Source organism: Pseudoalteromonas sp. J2K-J031, assembly GCF_058197095.2.
Genome location: NZ_CM200279.1, coordinates 1,106,919 through 1,125,964 on the forward strand (window position 1 = coordinate 1,106,919; position 19,046 = coordinate 1,125,964).

A 19,046-nucleotide genomic window follows, 5' to 3' on the forward strand; every position below is an offset into this window, starting at 1 on the left:
CCTTGAGTATAGAAGTAGGTTGCTAATGTCTTTGTTTGAGTTTAATGAACAATCTAGAACGGTTGAATTACTACAGCACCCTGTAAAAACAGGCTTTCCTGCATCGGCATCACAATTATTAGAAGCTATAGATGCATCTTCATATTGTGAGTTCCAAATTGATTTAGCATTTATACGCACTCTGTTTACAGACACTAAGCTATCTCTTAATCCTCCTTTTGTTATCGCCAAAGCAGTTGATGCAACAGTCTCTATTCGGGTAGATGAAACGAATATGAGTGCTCAGGCAACGTTTATTGCTGCTCAAGGTGGAAATATTGCCACATTTGAAATTGTCAAAGAGGCCATAATTAATGCTGGTGTTCAAAAAGGGGTCAGTGGAAGGGCCATTGAAGACTTTTTAGGTCGACAATTTGAAACCAGAGCCGGAGATAGTTATAGCGCGATTATTGCCCACGGGCGCAGAGCCAAAGATGGTGATGATACTCGTTTTGTCCGTTTATGCGCCACAGCCCAAGATCGTATTTTAAGTCCGCAGGTGCAAGCCGATGGAAAAGTAGATATGCGTGATTTAGGCGCAATCATTACTGTAAATCCTGGTGCGCCACTTATGCAGCGTATCCCACCAACCAAAGGTGAAGATGGTTTTACTGTTTTTGGTGATGAGTTAATAGCTAAGCCGGGTCGAGATTTCAGCTTAATGGTGATGGATGGAACAACAATTGATCCAAATAATCCAAATGTGCTGGTTGCTGCCGCTGTGGGTGTACCTGTCGCTTTATCTCGTGGTATGCGGGTTGATGATGTTATTTGTTATGACAATATCGATGTGACAACGGGCCATGTTGAATTTGATGGAAGTATTATTGTATCGGGTGATATTAAAGATGGTATGAGAGTGAAAGCCAGTGGTGATATTACCGTGATGGGGTTTGTCGAGTCTGCGGTTGTAGAGTCAGATTCAGTGATCACAATTGTTAATGGCGCAATTGGTAGAAAATGTGAAGAGAACGATGAGTTTACCTGCGTAATTAAGGGAAAAGGCTCGATTTCATTAGGGTATGCACAATATAGCCAAATATTCAGTAATCAAGATTTAATGATAGATAGGCAAGTGTTGCATTGTGAGTTATCTGCTGGGCGTTTAATTCGAGTTGGCAAAGGAGATAAACCCCGAGGTAAAATAATTGGTGGAAAAATACTGAACGCGTTGCGGGTTGAGACCGGAGAGCTCGGGGCGCCATCAGGAACTCGAACACAAGTGTGTATTGGTCAATATTGGCATGAATTAAGAGAAAAGCAGAGCCAGTTATCCGAACTTGAAAAAGCGTTAAATGCAAAATCCTCAGCACTTCGTCAAGCACGAAAAAAAGCCGAAAAAATACCTTCTAAACAACAAAAACAACAGTATTTAAATAAAATTACTGCCAGCGATGAGCAATTATTATTAAAGTTGAAACATGTTTATCGCAATAAAGAAATTTTAAAGGGTAAGCTCAATAGTTTGCTTAAAAATAGTAGGGTGACAATCAATGAGTTGATGCACCCAGGGGTTGAGTTACAAATTGCGCGCGATAACAAAATTTTCAGTCGTATTTATCCACCACATTTATTACGCATGAGTGAAGGTAAAATTACGCAGACGTTTTAATTAACGTCTTGCTCATTGGCCTCTTCTTGCTGATTAATAATGGGCCAACCACCAAGAGTCTGCCATTTATTAACAATAAAACAAAATAACTCAGCGGTGCGTTCTGTATCATAAACCGCACTATGTGCTTGGCTATTATCAAATTCAATGCCAGCTGCAATACACGCTTTTGCAAGCACTGTTTGGCCAAGCGCTAAACCTGCTAATGATGTGGTATCAAAACTGACAAAAGGATGGAATGGCGTGCGTTTTATTTTGCAGCGCTCAACGGCTGCATTGACAAAGCCCTGATCAAACGATGCATTATGCGCCACGATCACTGAACGTTGGCAACCTGCGTCTTTTTGAGATTTACTTACAAATTTGCAAATTTCTTTAAACGCAACGCTTTCTTCAACAGCACCACGCAAAGCACTAAATGGGTCAATACCATTAAATTCAATGGCTGCTTGTTCAATGTTAGCACCTTCAAATGGTGAAATGTGAAAGTGCAATGTTTTATCAAGGGATAAAACGCCTTCATCATCCATTTTTAAGGTTGTCACTGCTATTTCAAGCAAGGCATCAGTTTGATTATTAAAACCAGCTGTTTCAACATCGATGACAACAGGAAAAAAGCCGCGAAAGCGTTTGGCGAGTAATGTTTGCTGTGTTTGAGCCATAATAAACTGTCAATCGAATAAAGGGCGGGTATTATGTCAAAAAACTAGCGTTAATTACCACCTAAAGGAAAAATTTAATCATACTTTGTTAAATTCGCTCTGGTGTACTTTTATTGATTAAGGCTGCCTAGTTGTCCTGTGTGGGTAGATGATGTCAAATTTTAACTGTTTGAGAGGTAAAGTTGGCGCAATAATTGCTATTGTTTTTAGTCCTATCATGTTTTTTCGACGTGATGTTAGAACTTATTTGGAATAGAGTGAACCATGTCTCGAATCTCATATTTATCATTGTGCTTTTTTTTTGCTGCATCTTGGCAAAGTGAAGCGGCTATTCGCACTTATAACGCGACGATGGATAATTCGATTTGGCAAGTCGATAAGGTGTCTCGATTAAGCTGTGAACTCAGCCATCCAATTCCTAATTATGGGCAGGTTGTTTTTACAACTGCCGCGAGTAAATCAAAGCCGTTAAATTTTACAGTTGATATGCTTATTCAGCCTGATGGGTATGATATTGCTGCCATTAAATCTATTCCACCCCATTGGAAACCCGGCTATGAAGCCAAGGAGTTGGCTTCTTTGAAGTTGTTAAAGCAGTTTGATTCTGAGGCTGAAAATAAAACGGCATGGTTAATACTGACAGAACTTGAAAAAGGAAATATGCCGACTCTGTATTATCAAGATTGGTACAACGACGCAGATAAAATAAAAGTGGGTTTATCCGGGGTTAACTTTCGCGATAAATATACCCAATTTTTACAATGCCGTGATGACATGCTTGGTTACAATTTTGAAGACATTGAGTTTACCGTGTTGGGTTACCAAAAAAATTCGAGTGAATTAACTAAAGAATCAAAAAAGCGGCTTAATAAGATAGGTGAATACCTAAAAAATGATCCTAACATCGAATCCGTGCTTATTTCAGCGTATACCGATAGTTATGGCGGGCGAGCTATAAATGATGAACTGTCAAAAAAACGTGCGTTAACAATCAAAACCTATATGACAGAGTTGGGAGTTGAAGATAAGCGAGTTGAAGTGGAGGGGTTTGGTGAAAAACGGCATATTGCCCCAAACACCACCATTTTAGGACGCCAACTGAATCGCAGGGTGGTTATCCAAATAGCAAAACAATAACGCTATTTTGTTACCATTATGCTAATTTCAGTCCAGTCTTTTTGCTGATAAATACTTATTTTGACATTTTGGTTTGCTTGTTTGAAAAACAGCGTTTGGCGACCAATCTCTTCTACCATTTTTATGGGGTCGCCAAGAGTATCAAAATAAAACTTCAGTACCTGTTGAGCATTTAAACGAACAAAACCGCTGAGGATCATCGGATATTCATCATCAAGCTGCATTCGTATATCAAGATTGTTTGGTTTTGGGATTGATGATAAGTCTGCATAAGCAAAAGGGCTTAAAATCAGCATTCCACTCATTACAACCATTGATGTTAGTTTGCTCAACATAATTCGTTCCTACTGTAATAGTTTGAGTGCTAAACGCACAAAATCTGATGATGTTACAATTCCTTGGAGTTGATTGTCGTTATTGACCACAGGCAAGCAACCGTGGCGATTGGTTACAAAAAATTGCGCAGCATCTTTTAGCGGCATTGATGCATTGGCAAAAACGACATTTTTATCCACTAAGCTCATCACATTAATCGATTTTTCTTCTTTTCTCAAGTTTGAGGCACCATGTAAATCAAGCAAATACATTACCTTAGCAAGCACCGATTTTTGTGTCACGACACCTGCAAATTTATTGTCATCAACAATAGGAACGTGGCGAATATTATGCTCTTTCATCAGTTGGTGTAATTCATACATGCTGGCGGTACTTGAGAGGGTAATAACCTCACAAGACATGATATCGGCTATCGATTTTTCCATGTTTTTTCCTTTAAAAATAAACGAGCTAGTAATATTAAGCATAGCTATAAAAATTTATTTTACGTCAACCTGATGTTACTGATTTTGCGTTGGCACAAACTAAAGCGCTTTTTTTAAAGTGCGAAAGTTAAATCGGGCTGGATGCACTGCATCTGCTACGCGTTTGCTAACTGGTAAAGGGGATCCTGTTAATTCACAGCTCAGCAGTTCTGCTAACAATGGCGCACTGCATAACCCTCTGGCACCAAGAGCGGTAAATAAATAAAGCCCCTGTGTGTTGGGATTATAGGGTAAAAAGCTATGATATTGCCCTTTTTTGATTGGTGCGAAACTTGTGGTATAGGCCTCATTGTCTATGAGCTGACCGGCCAAAGGTAAGTGATCAATCACAGTGCACCGAATGCCAGCTTTTGCAGATTCAATCTGCTGAAGGTTGGTTGTAAAATCACATTCTTGATAAAAAGACATAAATTGTTCAAGGTTTTGCTCATCATCACTTGCCCTTAAGTCTGTAGCAGCATCTCCTTTGGTAAAGGTTGCTCCCATGCAATGCAGTCCTTGATAATGTGGAGTAAAATACCCTTTATGGCATAACACGGTTTTTAATGATGTTGATGCTGGGGTGGTTTTAATATGAGACACTTGGCCTCTAACTGGGACCAAGGGGACGCAACGACTGTGGCTAAATGTATTGCTGTGTTCTGCGCATGCAATAATCACTTGGCTATAAGGCTCGCTAAGGTGGCCATTTATTTTAAGCTGCCATGATCTATTTTGTTCAATAAACTCTGTCACAGGGCTATTAAAATGACACTCAAATGTTTGTAGCGATTGAGCGTAAGCAAAAAGTGCCTTAACTAATGAGGGCGGGTTTATCCAGCCCCCATCAGGAATAAACAGCCCACCATAAGGTGTTTCTACACCACTTATTTGTGTGCTTTGTTCAGCTGTTACAGGGTAGATCAGTGCCTTGGGCCATTGATTTTTGGCCACAAAATTTTGCTGAAACTCAAGTTTTGAAGGTTTTACTGCTTGTAATAATACACCGCACCAGCTGTGATCAAATGAAAAACCTGTGGTGTTTAATTCATCATAAAGTCTGCGAGCATAATAAAAACCATGAGCAAAAAACTCACTACTGTTACTCAAATCAACTTGAAGGTGAGGGTACAGCGCACCTTGCTGGTTGTGTGAAGCGCCCATTGCTGGCGCTGCATCTTTGCAATACACGGTAAAAGGAATTCTTTTTTTCGCTAATGCGACTGCCATGTTAGCTGCCGCAAGCCCCCCTCCGATAATCGCGATTTTCTTAATCAGCTGACTAGTGCGAGGCAAATACTGGGTTTGATTGTGCTTCGTGGTGATGGAGGCGAGTTGCCCGACAAGCATTTCTCTTTTTTTGCCATAACCGGGATGTTTTTTAACGACAAAACCCGCTTTTATTAAACCGCGCCTAACATCACCAGCTGCGGTAAAAGTTGCGAAGGTGCAATCTTGTTTTGCTAAATTAGCCATCGCATCAAATAAGCTTTGTTGCCACATTTGAGGGTTTTTACTCGGCGCAAAGCCATCTAGATACCATGCATCTATCCATCCATTTGCAGAATAAGGCATTTGTGCAAGTGATTCGTGAACATCGCCAAACCATAAATCCAGAATAACTCGCCCATTTTGGAACTCTAGACGATGGCAGCCACTTAAATTAATAGGGTAGTGTTGTATTAATTGTTTAGTCAGTGATGCAAATTGAGGCCATCTTGTATGAATTTGGCAAAGCGCTTGTTTGTCGATTGGGTATTTTTCAAAGGAGACAAAATGCAGGGTTTGGTTTGGTGTTGCAATGTTATTAAATTGTGCCCAAGTATTTAGAAAATTAAGCCCAGTGCCAAACCCTGTTTCAGCGATTACAAATTGTGCAGTGCTTTTCTTTAAGCGCTCAGCAAGATTATTTTGGGTAAAAAAAACATAATGAGATTCTAATAAACCATCATCATTTGAGAAGTACACATCACCAAAGTGATCAGAAACAGGAGTGCCTTGTGGATTTAAATGGATTGGGGCGTTAACAATCATCGACAAATATTACAGCAAAGAAAAGTGCTATTATGATACGTTTTTTGTAAAGTGAGTGCACTCACTTACCCTAAGATATGCTGAGTGTTTTACGTGTTTGTTGGTTGTAATTTATACATTAATTAACTTTGGGTAGATTTTTATCGTTAGAAAAATAAATATCTTTGTAGTTTTAACGTATTCACTTTACTTTGACTTAGTAGACGATTATTTTTCTAAGTGCTTTTATTTTAAGACAGTTTTTTGACCAAACAATAAAAATTCAGTGTGTGATTTGTCGCTTGCTTGCAGTATTTTTTACATATTATGGTCAACAAGCAATGAAAGCTGACCAGTTTTATATATTTTTACACGTAAAATAGCGTGCAATAGAGTTTGTAACTAAGGGAACTCCCATGAAAAGAGCCGTAATTACGGGGATCGGTATTGTATCTAGTATCGGTAATGATAAACAACAAGTATTAGAATCTCTCCAGACCGGTCGTTCAGGTATCAAATACAGTGAAGAATTTGCAGAATATAAATTACGCAGCCAAGTTTGCGGTGCGATAGATATAAATGTTGCTGATTTTGTTGACCGTAAAGCGCTTCGCTTTATGGGGGACGCTGCAGCTTATTCATATATTGCTATGGCACAAGCTATTGAAGATTCAAAATTAACAGAAGAACAAGTGTCTCACCCACGTACGGGTTTAGTTGTTGGTTCAGGTGGTGGTTCATCTAAACACCAAGTTGAAGCGGCCGATATTTTACGTGAAAAAGGCGTAAAACGCGTGGGCCCATACATGGTACCTCGCACAATGGCCAGTACTGCATCAGCTTGTTTAGCTACACCATTTAAAATTAAAGGTGTTAACTATTCGATTAGCTCGGCTTGTGCTACTTCAGCTCATTGTATTGGTAACGCGGTTGAGCAAATTCAGCTTGGTAAGCAAGATGTGGTTTTTGCCGGTGGTGGTGAAGAATTACATTGGACGCTTGCAATGGAATTTGATGCCATGGGTGCATTATCAACAAAATATAATGAAACACCTGAAAAAGCCTCACGTACATACGATGCAAACCGCGATGGTTTTGTTATCTCTGGCGGCGGCGGTATTGTTGTTGTTGAAGAATTAGAACATGCACTTGCTCGTGGTGCGCACATTTATGCTGAAATTGTTGGCTATGGTGCTACATCAGACGGTTACGACATGGTTGCGCCATCAGGCGAAGGCGCAGTGCGTTGTATGCAACAAGCAATGGCAACGGTAAACGCTCCAATTGATTACCTCAATACTCATGGCACATCAACACCTGTTGGTGACGTGAAGGAGTTAGGTGCGATTCAAGAAGTATTTGGTGGCAAATCACCTGCTATCTCTGCAACTAAAGCGATGACAGGTCATGCTTTAGGTGCTGCTGGTGTTCATGAAGCTATTTATTCATTATTAATGCTTGAGCATGGTTTTGTTGCGCCATCAATCAATATTGATACATTAGATGAGCAGGCTGTTGGTTTAGATATCGTGACGCAAAAGCGTGACGTTGCTTTAAACACAGTGATGTCTAATAGTTTTGGTTTTGGTGGCACGAATGCCACGTTAGTGATGCAAAAATATAAAGGTTAATGCTGTTATTTTTGCACATTAATAAAAAGCCGCTTTAAAGCGGCTTTTTTGTTGCTGAGCATTACTGATTGGCTCGTATATCTCAGTTACAATAGCGAACATTACAACTCAAAAGGTAGAGTGAATGAAAATCCTTGCAGATCAAAATATGCCATTAGTCGAAGCTTATTTTTCACACTTAGGTGATGTCGAGCGCTTTGATGGTCGTCATCTCACACCAGAACAACTTCATAATGTAGATGCATTATTAATTCGCTCAGTGACTACCATTGATGATGCTGTTTTGGCGCAAGCTAATAAATTAAAGTTTATCGGTACCGCCACAATTGGTATGGATCATGTTGATAAGGCGTGCCTTGTTGAGCGAAACATCCGTTTTACTAATGCTCCAGGCTGTAATGCGGTCGCTGTTGCTGAATATGTGATCAGTACTTTGTGTGCGTTAGCTCAGCAACAACATTTTGCATTAACCGATAAAGTTGTTGGTATTGTTGGGGTTGGTAGCATAGGAAGCCGTTTACATAAAAAGTTAACCGCTCTTGGGATTAAAACCTTACTCTGCGATCCTTTTGTGGCGCAAACCGAGTCTGAGTACCAATTTGTTAGTTACGACACGTTAATTGCACAAGCGGATGTGATTAGTTTTCATGTGCCTTTAGTCAAAGAGGGCCCTTTTGCCACGCGCCATTTACTCAATCAAACAACGCTCAGTAGCCTTAAAGATAATGCCATTATCATTAATGCAAGCCGAGGTGATGTGATTGACAATCAAGCATTATTAGCTTGTCTTGAAAAAGAAAATAGCCTAACGGTGGTATTAGACGTATGGGAAAATGAACCCAACATCGCCAAATTGTTGTTGAGTAAGGTTGAGTTTGGCTCGGTTCATATTGCAGGGCATACCCTTGAAGGTAAAGCGCGCGGTACCGAAATGCTCTATCATGCTTTATGCCAGCTTTCAGGGGATTTGCCTCGTTATCAACTGACCGACTTTTTACCTGCCCCCGCGATAAGCAATATCAAAATAACTGAGACATTTTGCACATCAGATATTATTAACTTGGTTCATAGTGTGTATGATGTCCGCCGCGATCACGGTCTGATGACTCAATTATTAGACAGTAAAGGTTTCGACTATCTCAGAAAGCATTATCCTACCCGTCGAGAATTCAGCGCTCTGACGGTTGAGTGTGCAACAACACAGCAAGCGCAAATGCTTGAACAGCTCGGTTTTAACATCGGCAATCGTACAAATTTGATTTAAGGTAACGTCATGTCACAAAAATATAATATTGCTATTTTAGGTGCGACCGGTTTAGTGGGTCGTCAAATCATTGAAACATTATCTGATCGAAAATTTCCTGTTGATACCTTGTATTTGTTAGCAAGCAGCCGCAGTGCAGGGGAAGATATTCGTTTTGATGGGCAAGACATCGAAGTCCAAGATGTGGCAAATTTTGATTTTAGCTTGGCACATATTGCAATTTTCTCAGCAGGTAGCGAAGTATCTCTGCAGTATGCAGAAAAAGCAGCGGATGCAGGCTGTATCGTGATTGATAATACATCGGCTTTTCGCAATGATTTCGACATTCCGCTTGTCGTGCCTGAGGTGAATTTAACCAGCTTAGAGGATTATCGTAACCGTAATATTATCGCTAATCCAAATTGTTCTACGATTCAAATGTTGTTGGCTATTAAACCAATATATGACGCATATGGTATTGATAGAATTAATATTTGTACGTATCAGGCGGTATCGGGTGCAGGCAAAGAAGCGGTTGATGAGTTAGCAAAACAAACCGCTAACCTCATGAATGCGCGCCCGATGGACAATCAAGTTTTCCAAAAGCAAATTGCATTTAATGTTATTCCACAAATTGATGATTTTACTGACAATGGTTACACCAAAGAAGAAATGAAAATCGTTAATGAAACGCAAAAAATCTTGGGTGATAGCACAATTGCAATTAACCCAACGGCAGTGCGAGTGCCGGTATTCTTTGGTCATGCAGAAGCAATTCATCTTGAAACGCGTATGCCATATGACATAGAACACATCAAAGAATTGTTGCGTGATGCGCCAGGCGTTGAATTCATAGATGCTGCAGACGATTACCCAACACCAGTTTCTGATGCAAGTGGCAATGATACCGTTTATGTTGGGCGGTTACGCCAAGATATTAGCCATCCTCATGGTTTAAATATGTGGGTTGTGGCTGATAACACACGTAAGGGTGCCGCAACCAATAGTGTACAAATAGCCGAAGCGTTAATTGAATCGTACTTATAATCAGTGAGCGATTAAAACCAACGATTACATAGGTTTCTATTTTATAAAGCAGGTGAAAACCTGCTTTTTTTATAAAATGAAGGTGGCAAAGATTGCCGCTTACAGTCAATAAATGCATTTATTGAGATAACACAGCAGTCAAAAAATACAATAGCGGTGCACAAAACAATCAAATGGATAAAAAGTAATAAAACTCTGGTCCTATGTTTTAAAATAAAGAGCAAGTCATTGAGTGTTTAAATAGCTGAATTTGATGGGAATTTATCATTTTGTCTGTCCCTGTAACTGAAAAGTTAATTATGCAATTCATTTTTTTATTATAAATATCAATTCAACTCATCTAAGGCATTCATTCTTAAAGTCTTTCAATGGATATTCGCGATCAACTGGTTTATAGTTTGGGATTGGAACGAAGCTTGCAAATTTATATATAACCCAGTTTGATTAATCTCTGTTGTTTAGTCGAACATTTTTCAGAAAGTAAAGGAATAGCATGCGTGGTTTAGCCTCAATTTTACTTTTAATGTCTGTGCTGGTGATAACACCAAGTTCGGCAAGTGGTGAAGTGACTCGATTAAAAGGACCTAAAGGTGTTGACTATGGTCAACAAGGTCGCTCATTTGGCCCTGTGAAAGAAAGTGACACTTTATGGCGTATTGCGGTGAAAATTCGCCCAGACAGCTCGGTATCTATTTATCAAGTGATGCAGGCGTTATATGAAAAGAATCCGGATTCCTTTCTTGATAAAAATATTAATCACATCCGTGATGGTGCCTATCTAAAGATACCTTCTATGGCTGAAATTCGCAGCATAGAGCCTGAGCTTGCCCGCCAAAAGTCAGACCAAGACGATGCAATATGGGAGAAAAAGAAAAATGGTACCTTAGATAGCTCAACAATTAATCTTGTTGAGAAAAAAGTAACGCAAGCACGTCAGTCGGACGTTGAAGATGCAAAACAAGAGATAAAAAAAGAGCTTAACGAACTTAAGCAAGATCAAAGTGATCGGTTGGTTGATTTACAGAAAAAATTTAAAGAGTCAGTTGATAATGTCGAAACAATTTTAGTTGAGAATAATAAGCTCAAATCACAACTTGAAAGTATTTCGTCTGAACTCGATGGCGTCAAAGAGCAGCTTGGTAACGATAGCTTAATTCAGCAGCAGTTACGTGAAATGCTATCGATGCAAAATGAGCTTTTAGCACAACAAAAAGCTGAATTGCTTGAGAAAGAAGCTGGATTTAGCTGGTCAAAGTTTTTTTCAAGCCCATTAACTTGGCTGCTATTTGGATCGGTACCCGCTATTCTAGCGCTGGCTGGTGGCTACTTATTTCTTCGAAACCGCAAAGCGGCAGAACAAGAGCCAGAAAACATTTTTGATACACCAACAAAACCGGTCGTTGCTCCAGCCCCCCCTCCGCCTCCTTTTGAAGCCGACTCGCCTGATTTAATGAGTGTCGATGACAGCCTTGCTGACGATACACTCGACGATTTATTGAATGACTCGATTCAGCTTGATGACGCACTCGAGAGTGATGACATGCTGCCAGAGCCTGACGACATTCTATATGAAGAAGATGAACCTGAACTCGATTTAGATGATTTCGAGGGTGATTCATTACTTAATCAAGATGAATTAGATGGTTTACTCAGTGATGATTTAGTTTTCGATGATGGCTCTGATGAGTTGGACGATTTGGTTCCTGATCTGGCATCGGATGCTATCGATCCGAACAATATTTTAAATGAAGATGATATTGATGCATTGCTACAGCAAGATTTTGATAGTGATGATGATTTATTACCTGATACGGATATTGAAATTGATATTCCTGAAGAATTAGAGCCCGAGGATTCTATCGTAGGTGATGTTGATATTGATGGGATTATGGATGAGCTGAGTGATACAAACACCCAAATCCAAGACGATGATATTGATTCATTATTAGATAGTAATCAAAAAGACAGTGATGATATTCCAACTGATTTAGATGATATTGATGATTTACTCAGTTCTGTTCAAGCTGATGAAGTATCGGATAATGATATTGAAGTGATTGATTCGGCTGATTTAGATGATAATTTAGACAGCTTGCTTGAGTCATCAGAAGATATTGCAGACTTAGATGATATTGATACCTTGCTTGATGGTATGAACGAAACGCCAAGTGCTCAAGCGCAGAATGATTTACCGAGCGATCTTGAAAGTGACACTGGCGATTTAACCGACGACATTGATGATTTGGATAACCTACTTGAATCATCATCAGACGAGCTTACTGAGTTAGATGACCTTGATGCGCTGCTTGAGGATGTTGAGGACGAAACGCCAAGTGCTCAGGTGCAGAATGATTTACCGAGCGACCTTGAAGATGATGCAAGTGATTTAACCGACGACATTGATGATTTGGATAACCTACTTGAATCATCAGACGAGCTTACTGAGTTAGATGATCTTGATGGGCGCTTGATGATGCGCTTGATGATATTGAAGACGAAACGGCAAGTGCTCAGGTGCAGAATGATTTACCGAGCGACCTTGAAGATGATGCAAGTGATTTAACCGACGACATTGATGATTTGGATAACCTACTTGAATCATCATCAGACGAGCTTACTGAGTTAGATGATCTTGATGGGCTGCTTGATGATGCGCTTGATGATATTGAAGACGAAACGCCAAGTGCTCAGGTGCAGAATGATTTACCGAGCGATCTTGAAAGTGACACTGGCGATTTAACCGATAACATTGATGATTTGGATAACCTACTTGAATCATCATCAGACGAGCTTACTGAGTTAGATGACCTTGATGGGCTGCTTGAGGATGTTGAGGACGCAGCGCCAAGTGCTCAAGCGCAGAATGATTTACCGAGCGACCTTGAAGATGATGCAAGTGATTTAACCGACGACATTGATGATTTGGATAACCTACTTGAATCATCAGACGAGCTTACTGAGTTAGATGACCTTGATGGGCCGCTTGATGATGCGCTTGATGATGTTGAGGACGAAACGCCAAGTGCTCAAGCGCAGAATGATTTACCGAGCGACCTTGAAGATGATGCAAGTGATTTAACCGACGACATTGATGATTTGGATAACCTACTTGAATCATCATCAGACGAGCTTACTGAGTTAGATGATCTTGATGGGCCGCTTGATGATGTTGAGGACGAAACGCCAAGTGCTCAAGCGCAGAATGATTTACCGAGCGACCTTGAAGATGATGCAAGTGATTTAACCGACGACATTGATGATTTGGATAACCTACTTGAATCATCAGACGAGCTTACTGAGTTAGATGATCTTGATGGGCCGCTTGATGATGCGCTTGATGATGTTGAGGACGAAGCGCCAAGTGCTCAGGTGCAGAATGATTTACCGAGCGACCTTGAAGATGATGCAAGTGATTTAACCGACGACATTGATGATTTGGATAACCTACTTGAATCATCATCAGACGAGCTTACTGAGTTAGATGATCTTGATGGGCTGCTTGATGATATTGAGGACGAAACGCCAAGTGCTCAGGTGCAGAATGATTTACCGAACGATCTTGAAAGTGATGTAAATGATTTAACCGATAACATTGATGATTTAGATGCTCCAAACAATAAAGCATCAGATAATGACGAGATAGCCAGTCAGCTAGATGATAGCGGTTTAGAGCAATTAACTCCTCAAAATGCTAATAGCGAGCATAAGCCAGAGGTGAACTCTGAATTAGATGAGCAGAATATTTATCATCAAAATTTAGATAATTTTGATTCAGAAGAAATAGACCTCGATGGTGAAATCGATCTGGATGGTGAAATTGAGCTCGGTGATGACCCTCTTGCTGAGATGGATACGTTTGAGGCAGAAGAGTCATCAACAGATGGTATAGAGGCTAATAAGTTAAACGAAGATATTTCTGTACCTCAAGATTTAGCGGGAGCTGAATTACCGTCAGATCAAGCAATCGATGATAACTTCATATCAGATGATATTGATTTGGCTGATGATACCGAAGATGAGGTTGATTTCTCTACTGATATTGAACAGTTAAGAGCTGACACACCGAGTATTGAGTTAGAAGAATATCCGGAGCTCGAGTTAGATGAGGCATTGGCTGAATTGAATATGGCTGACTTTGGTCAGTCAAATTTACAGCCATCTCAAACAGAAAAAGAGCTACAAGCGTCGCTAAACTCGGGTCATTCAGATATCGAAACTGATTTAGAAATATCTGAAGATGATTTTGTGGAAGATTTTGAGCTTGCTGATTTTGATGATGAGGTAGATGCTTTTAGTCAAACTGATTTCAATCAAAAAATTGCCGATTTAGAAGCTGATTTGCAAAGCATAGAGCAAGAAATTGATGTTAAAAGTGAACTCGATGCCAAATTTGATTCTTTACTTGAAGAAAATGACGACGGTTACATACTCGATGATCTTGATGGTGATGATGAGTTAGATGATGCGTTATTAGATCCGCTTGAGCATACTGATTTTGACTCGTTGCTGAGCGAGTTAGAAAGCGATGATGATATTAACTCTGACGATTTACAAGATTTTGAGTTAGATTTTGATAACTTGCTGGCTGATGAGTCACTTTTAGCCGAACCTTTAACAGTTGCCCAATCAGATGATTTAGAAGAAGATTACCTTGATATTGAGCAGCTTCTGGAAGACAGTGACGATCAAGTTCTTGAAGATGAACCTTATGATAAAGTAAAAATTAATTTTGGCTTGAGTGAGTTTGATGAACTGTTAGCCAAAGAGCCTGGCTTAGATGTTGATAGTGAAAGCGGAGGCTTTTCGGCAAAACTTGATTTAGCTCGTGCTTACCTAGAAATTGAAGATTATGATAACGCACTTAAAACAGTACAAGATGTAATTGATAATGGCCCCGCAGATGTGCAGCAAGAAGCTGGCCGTTTACTTAATAGACTTAAATAAGTATTCATAACTAGTTAGGTATAAACCAGTGGAAAAGACCACTGGTTTTTTATTTTAAGGCTTATATTTGGTCAGCTAATCAAGGCTTTTGGTTTGTTGGGTATTTTTATATAATACTGTGTTTCTTTTATTTAGGTCAGTAGGACAATATGCGGATTGCGTTAGGTATTGAATATGATGGTTCTAATTATTTTGGTTGGCAACGACAAAATAACGTCATAAGTGTGCAACAAGAGGTTGAACAAGCTTTATCTCGGATCTGTAATCATCCTGTTGAAGTGTTTTGTGCTGGGCGAACTGATTCAGGCGTTCATGGTACGGGACAAGTTGTTCATTTTGATACTGAGGCCGAACGTGACTTAAGTGCATTTTATTTAGGGGCTAATTCGTTATTACCTGATGCGATAGCGGTTCGTTGGGCGCAGGAAGTACCTGCTGATTTTCATGCCCGCTTTAGTGCGACCGCAAGACGTTATCGTTATGTGATAATCAATCAAAATAGCCGACCTGGCATTTTAAAAAATGGTTTGAGTCATTATCACTTGCCATTAGATGAAACATTGATGCAACAGGCTTGCGGTTATTTATTAGGTGAAAATGACTTTACCTCATTTCGCGCTGTCCATTGCCAATCAAACACTCCTTTTCGTAACATTATGCACTTGAGAGTAGACCGTTTTGGTGATTATGTTGTGATAGATATCAAAGCGAATGCCTTTTTACATCATATGGTGCGAAATATCACCGGCTGCTTAATTGATATTGGGATTGGTAAATATCCACCGAGTTGGATGAAAGAAGTGCTCGATTTAAAAGATAGAACCAAAGCAAGTGCTACTGCTAAAGCCGCTGGTTTATATCTGGTTGATGTTGATTACCCAAAGCAGTGGGGCATACCAAAAACTCAGCCTGGGCCTCTATTTTTACCTGATTATGAATAAATTAAATGACTTAAAGTAGTTAGACTGACAGTTAAGACCAGTTTTTTATACCTTAGTCTACGAAATAATGGTTTAATTGGGAAAATTTGTCTGCGCAGTTTGGCAGTCAGCGAGCGATAAAATATTAGCATTAAGAGAATTGCGAATGAGCTGGTTAGAAAAGATCTTACCTAAAACAAAATCGTCAGGCCGTAAGGAAATCCCAGAAGGTGTTTGGGCTAAATGTAGCGACTGCGATGCTATTTTATATAAAGCTGAACTCGAAAAAGAGCTTGGTGTATGTCCTAAGTGTGGTCACCACATGCGGATCAGTGCTCGTAAACGACTGGAGTGTTTTTTAGATGATGGGGATCGAGTTGAGATTGGTACTGAGCATGAGCCAAAAGACATCCTAAAATTTAAAGATTCAAAAAAATACAGCGACCGTATTACAGCTGCACAAAAAGTAAGTGGTGAAAAAGACGCTTTAGTTGCAATGACAGGCCGCCTAAAAGGTGTTCCTGTTGCAGCTGTAGCCTTTGAGTTCTCATTTATGGGCGGTTCAATGGCATCGGTTGTTGGTGCACGTTTCGTTGATGCGGTTAATTTATGCCTAGAACATAATATGCCACTTGTTTGTTTTTCAGCCTCGGGCGGTGCACGTATGCAAGAAGCCTTGATGTCACTAATGCAAATGGCCAAAACCAGTGCAGCGCTAGCCAAAATGAGTGAAAAAGGTCTACCATTTATTTCGGTTTTGACTGATCCTACTATGGGTGGCGTATCAGCTTCATTAGCTATGCTAGGTGATATTAACGTTGCGGAGCCTAAAGCGTTAATCGGTTTTGCAGGCCCGCGTGTTATAGAGCAAACAGTACGTGAAACTTTGCCTGAAGGCTTTCAACGCAGTGAGTTTTTACTTGAACATGGTGCGATAGACATGATAGTCGACCGCCGTGAGATGCGTGATAAACTAGGCCGACTAGTTGCAAAGTTCATGGGCTTACCATCACCTGATCAAGAACATAGAGTTGTATAATATTATTTTAATTGTTGAAATTTATTAATGACACAATACATTCCTAGCCAATCATCTAGCCTTGATGATTGGCTTTGTTATTTAGAAGGCATACATCCTACCAATATTGAAATGGGTTTAGCGCGAGTTACGGCTGTTGCCGAAAAAATGGGGCTCCTTTCTCTTAAAAGTAAGATAATTCTTATTGCGGGTACAAATGGTAAGGGCACAACAGCACGTTGTTTAGAAGCATTGCTGTTAGCACAAAACTTTACGGTTGGTACTTATGCTTCTCCTCACCTTATAAAATACAACGAGCGTGTACGTTTAAACGGTCAGCAGCTAGAAGATTATTATCATGTTGCCGCTTTTGATGCTCTTGAAAAAGGTCGTGGTGATATTTCTATGACCTATTTTGAGTTTGGCACTTTGGGCGCTCTTGAAATATTTCGCCATACTCAACCTGATTTTATTTTACTCGAGGTCGGTTTAGGCGGCAGGCTTGATGCTACAAATATTGTGACGCCAATAGCCTCAGTGATCACCACAATCGATTTAGACCATAAAGAATATTTAGGCGATACTCGTGAGCTGGTAGGTTTTGAAAAAGCAGGGATATTTAGAGCGACAACTCCCGCGATTGTGGGCGACCTTGCAATTCCGATGAGCATTCTAAACCATGCTAAAGCGATTGGAGCTAACCTTTTTTTAGCGCAGCAAGATTTTAATTTAAGCCAAAACGAGCATGGCTATCTATGGCAAAGTGGTGATAAAAAAATAGCATTTACCCAACCTGCTATTCCCGCTCAAAATGTCTCAACTGCACTTGCAACACTTAATCAGTTAGGCCTCTTACCGAGCGAGCAGGATATTCAAGCGCAATTAGGCCGTTTGACTGTGGAAGGGCGTTTTCAAGTTTTGAGTCAAAAGCCTCTGGTGGTTGTTGATGTGGCTCACAATCCAGAATCAGCAGCGTATCTTGCCTCTAAGCTTAAAGCCTATAAAGCAGAAGGTTATCAAATCAATGCGCTAGTGGGTATGCTAAAAGATAAAGATCAACCTTCAGCGCTAAAGCACTTACTACCAGTGGTAGATCAATGGCAAGTTGCAACGTTGGCTGGTCCAAGAGGCGCTGACGCTGACTTTATGGCGGGCGTATTAGCTGAACTTGGTATTGAAGCATTGCAAAAGTTTGCTTCTGTAGCAATAGCGTTGGATAATGAACAGATAACAAACAATAAACAGATGTTGATTGTATTTGGTTCGTTTTATACGGTAGCTGATGCAATTTCATACTGGCGAAGTAAAGAGGAAGCTTAGGTGAACTCAGTTTTTGTAAATCGACTTGTGGGTACTGTTATTGTGCTTGTCGCAGCAATAGTATTTATTCCAAATATTTTGGATGGTGAAAAAGTACAATTAAAAGAAGGCTTTAAAACTATCCCTGATAGACCTGAATTTAAAAAGTTTGATTTGCAAAAACCACTAAGTGAGGACGAAATTCAAGCGCAATTACCACAGGAAAACGTTGTCCTTGAAGATGAAGTTCCAAGTGATGCCTTGCTTAGTCTTGAGGAGAGTGCACCTTCTTCTGATGAGTTAATTCATGAACCGGAAAATAGTTCTGAGCAAAAAAATGTTCAAGTTACAACGTTTGAGCCTGCGACACAATTTGAACGTCCAAATGAATCAAACTTAGAACAATTTGCCTATGTTATTCAACTTGGTAGCTTTTCAGATCAAGAAAATGTGCAAAAGCTGCTTGCTAAACTCAAAAGTTCCGGCTTTACAGCCTTTACACGACCTGTCGAAACCCCTTCAGGTACTTTGACAAAAGTGTTTGTAGGCCCAGAGCTAAAAAAAGAAATATTAGAGCAAAAACTATCAAGATTGAAAGAGTTAACAAAGTTAAATGGTAAGGTTACCGTATTCGAAGTTTCAAAATGATCTGGCAATTTAGCCTTCGGTCTTATAGAATGC

15 protein-coding genes are annotated in these 19,046 nt (G+C 39.9%); 11 read left to right on the top strand and 4 right to left on the bottom strand.

Annotated features, from left to right (window positions below):
• Positions 1 to 25 precede the first annotated feature (25 nt).
• Entirely contained in the window at positions 26 to 1,651 is a 1,626-nt protein-coding gene (locus AC3KZC_RS04995) for a FapA family protein (RefSeq protein ID WP_490579848.1), read from the top strand.
• On the opposite strand, the gene rnt is transcribed toward AC3KZC_RS04995, so the two are convergent.
• Entirely contained in the window at positions 1,648 to 2,313 is a 666-nt protein-coding gene (gene rnt, locus AC3KZC_RS05000) for a ribonuclease T (protein WP_490579847.1), read from the bottom strand. The genes AC3KZC_RS04995 and rnt overlap by 4 nt on opposite strands.
• Positions 2,314 to 2,577: 264 nt before the next feature.
• Here rnt and AC3KZC_RS05005 point away from each other — a divergent pair, with 264 nt between their 5' ends.
• Positions 2,578 to 3,450 (top strand): flagellar protein MotY, encoded by an 873-nt coding sequence (locus AC3KZC_RS05005; protein ID WP_490579846.1) that lies wholly within the window; start codon positions 2,578 to 2,580, stop codon positions 3,448 to 3,450.
• Between the two features lie 2 nt (positions 3,451 to 3,452).
• Here the strand turns inward: AC3KZC_RS05005 and AC3KZC_RS05010 are convergent, their stop codons facing one another.
• The 3 genes from AC3KZC_RS05010 to mnmC all read right to left on the bottom strand — a co-directional run bounded on the left by AC3KZC_RS05010 (position 3,453) and on the right by mnmC (position 6,284).
• Positions 3,453 to 3,785 carry a hypothetical protein gene (locus AC3KZC_RS05010; protein WP_490579845.1) on the bottom strand — a complete coding sequence of 111 codons (333 nt, stop codon included), beginning with the start codon at positions 3,783 to 3,785 and terminating at the stop codon, positions 3,453 to 3,455.
• A 9-nt stretch (positions 3,786 to 3,794) separates the two neighbouring features.
• Positions 3,795 to 4,211 carry a CBS domain-containing protein gene (locus AC3KZC_RS05015; RefSeq protein WP_490579844.1) on the bottom strand — a complete coding sequence of 139 codons (417 nt, stop codon included), beginning with the start codon at positions 4,209 to 4,211 and terminating at the stop codon, positions 3,795 to 3,797.
• A gap of 99 nt (positions 4,212 to 4,310) precedes the next feature.
• Positions 4,311 to 6,284, bottom strand: coding sequence for a bifunctional tRNA (5-methylaminomethyl-2-thiouridine)(34)-methyltransferase MnmC2/FAD-dependent 5-carboxymethylaminomethyl-2-thiouridine(34) oxidoreductase MnmC1 (gene mnmC, locus AC3KZC_RS05020; RefSeq protein WP_490579843.1), 1,974 nt, complete (start codon positions 6,282 to 6,284; stop codon positions 4,311 to 4,313).
• Positions 6,285 to 6,679: 395 nt separating this feature from the next.
• On the opposite strand from mnmC, the gene fabB reads away from it, so the two are divergent.
• The 9 genes from fabB to AC3KZC_RS05065 all read left to right on the top strand — a co-directional run bounded on the left by fabB (position 6,680) and on the right by AC3KZC_RS05065 (position 19,013).
• Positions 6,680 to 7,894 (top strand): beta-ketoacyl-ACP synthase I, encoded by a 1,215-nt coding sequence (gene fabB / locus AC3KZC_RS05025; protein WP_490579842.1) that lies wholly within the window; start codon positions 6,680 to 6,682, stop codon positions 7,892 to 7,894.
• A gap of 124 nt (positions 7,895 to 8,018) precedes the next feature.
• Positions 8,019 to 9,158, top strand: a complete 1,140-nt coding sequence (locus tag AC3KZC_RS05030) for a 4-phosphoerythronate dehydrogenase (protein ID WP_490579841.1) — start codon at positions 8,019 to 8,021, stop codon at positions 9,156 to 9,158.
• A gap of 9 nt (positions 9,159 to 9,167) precedes the next feature.
• Positions 9,168 to 10,184 carry an aspartate-semialdehyde dehydrogenase gene (locus AC3KZC_RS05035; RefSeq protein ID WP_490579840.1) on the top strand — a complete coding sequence of 339 codons (1,017 nt, stop codon included), beginning with the start codon at positions 9,168 to 9,170 and terminating at the stop codon, positions 10,182 to 10,184.
• Between the two features lie 493 nt (positions 10,185 to 10,677).
• On the top strand, positions 10,678 to 12,747 hold the full coding sequence (locus tag AC3KZC_RS05040) for a FimV/HubP family polar landmark protein (RefSeq protein WP_518525913.1): 2,070 nt from the start codon (positions 10,678 to 10,680) through the stop codon (positions 12,745 to 12,747).
• Positions 12,699 to 15,128: a FimV/HubP family polar landmark protein gene (locus AC3KZC_RS05045; RefSeq protein WP_518525914.1), complete on the top strand. Its 2,430-nt coding sequence runs from the start codon at positions 12,699 to 12,701 to the stop codon at positions 15,126 to 15,128. Before AC3KZC_RS05040 ends, AC3KZC_RS05045 begins: the two co-directional genes overlap by 49 nt.
• Before the next feature lie 149 nt (positions 15,129 to 15,277).
• Positions 15,278 to 16,069 carry a tRNA pseudouridine(38-40) synthase TruA gene (gene truA, locus AC3KZC_RS05050; RefSeq protein WP_490580437.1) on the top strand — a complete coding sequence of 264 codons (792 nt, stop codon included), beginning with the start codon at positions 15,278 to 15,280 and terminating at the stop codon, positions 16,067 to 16,069.
• A gap of 145 nt (positions 16,070 to 16,214) precedes the next feature.
• A complete protein-coding gene (gene accD / locus AC3KZC_RS05055) occupies positions 16,215 to 17,087 on the top strand; it encodes an acetyl-CoA carboxylase, carboxyltransferase subunit beta (RefSeq protein WP_490580436.1) in 873 nt (290 codons plus the stop codon).
• 27 nt (positions 17,088 to 17,114) lie between these two features.
• Positions 17,115 to 18,386 (top strand): bifunctional tetrahydrofolate synthase/dihydrofolate synthase, encoded by a 1,272-nt coding sequence (gene folC, locus AC3KZC_RS05060; RefSeq protein WP_490580435.1) that lies wholly within the window; start codon positions 17,115 to 17,117, stop codon positions 18,384 to 18,386.
• Positions 18,387 to 19,013 (top strand): SPOR domain-containing protein, encoded by a 627-nt coding sequence (locus tag AC3KZC_RS05065; protein WP_490580434.1) that lies wholly within the window; start codon positions 18,387 to 18,389, stop codon positions 19,011 to 19,013.
• Positions 19,014 to 19,046: the final 33 nt, after the last annotated feature.

What these genes read in the sequence shown, in the direction of transcription:
- AC3KZC_RS04995 (WP_490579848.1), top strand. Translation starts at nt 26, where the DNA reads ATGTCTTTGTTTGAGTTTAATGAACAATCTAGAACGGTTGAATTACTA.
- rnt (WP_490579847.1), bottom strand. Translation starts at nt 2,313, where the DNA reads ATGGCTCAAACACAGCAAACATTACTCGCCAAACGCTTTCGCGGCTTT.
- AC3KZC_RS05005 (WP_490579846.1), top strand. Translation starts at nt 2,578, where the DNA reads ATGTCTCGAATCTCATATTTATCATTGTGCTTTTTTTTTGCTGCATCT.
- AC3KZC_RS05010 (WP_490579845.1), bottom strand. Translation starts at nt 3,785, where the DNA reads ATGTTGAGCAAACTAACATCAATGGTTGTAATGAGTGGAATGCTGATT.
- AC3KZC_RS05015 (WP_490579844.1), bottom strand. Translation starts at nt 4,211, where the DNA reads ATGGAAAAATCGATAGCCGATATCATGTCTTGTGAGGTTATTACCCTC.
- mnmC (WP_490579843.1), bottom strand. Translation starts at nt 6,284, where the DNA reads ATGATTGTTAACGCCCCAATCCATTTAAATCCACAAGGCACTCCTGTT.
- fabB (WP_490579842.1), top strand. Translation starts at nt 6,680, where the DNA reads ATGAAAAGAGCCGTAATTACGGGGATCGGTATTGTATCTAGTATCGGT.
- AC3KZC_RS05030 (WP_490579841.1), top strand. Translation starts at nt 8,019, where the DNA reads ATGAAAATCCTTGCAGATCAAAATATGCCATTAGTCGAAGCTTATTTT.
- AC3KZC_RS05035 (WP_490579840.1), top strand. Translation starts at nt 9,168, where the DNA reads ATGTCACAAAAATATAATATTGCTATTTTAGGTGCGACCGGTTTAGTG.
- AC3KZC_RS05040 (WP_518525913.1), top strand. Translation starts at nt 10,678, where the DNA reads ATGCGTGGTTTAGCCTCAATTTTACTTTTAATGTCTGTGCTGGTGATA.
- truA (WP_490580437.1), top strand. Translation starts at nt 15,278, where the DNA reads ATGCGGATTGCGTTAGGTATTGAATATGATGGTTCTAATTATTTTGGT.
- accD (WP_490580436.1), top strand. Translation starts at nt 16,215, where the DNA reads ATGAGCTGGTTAGAAAAGATCTTACCTAAAACAAAATCGTCAGGCCGT.
- folC (WP_490580435.1), top strand. Translation starts at nt 17,115, where the DNA reads ATGACACAATACATTCCTAGCCAATCATCTAGCCTTGATGATTGGCTT.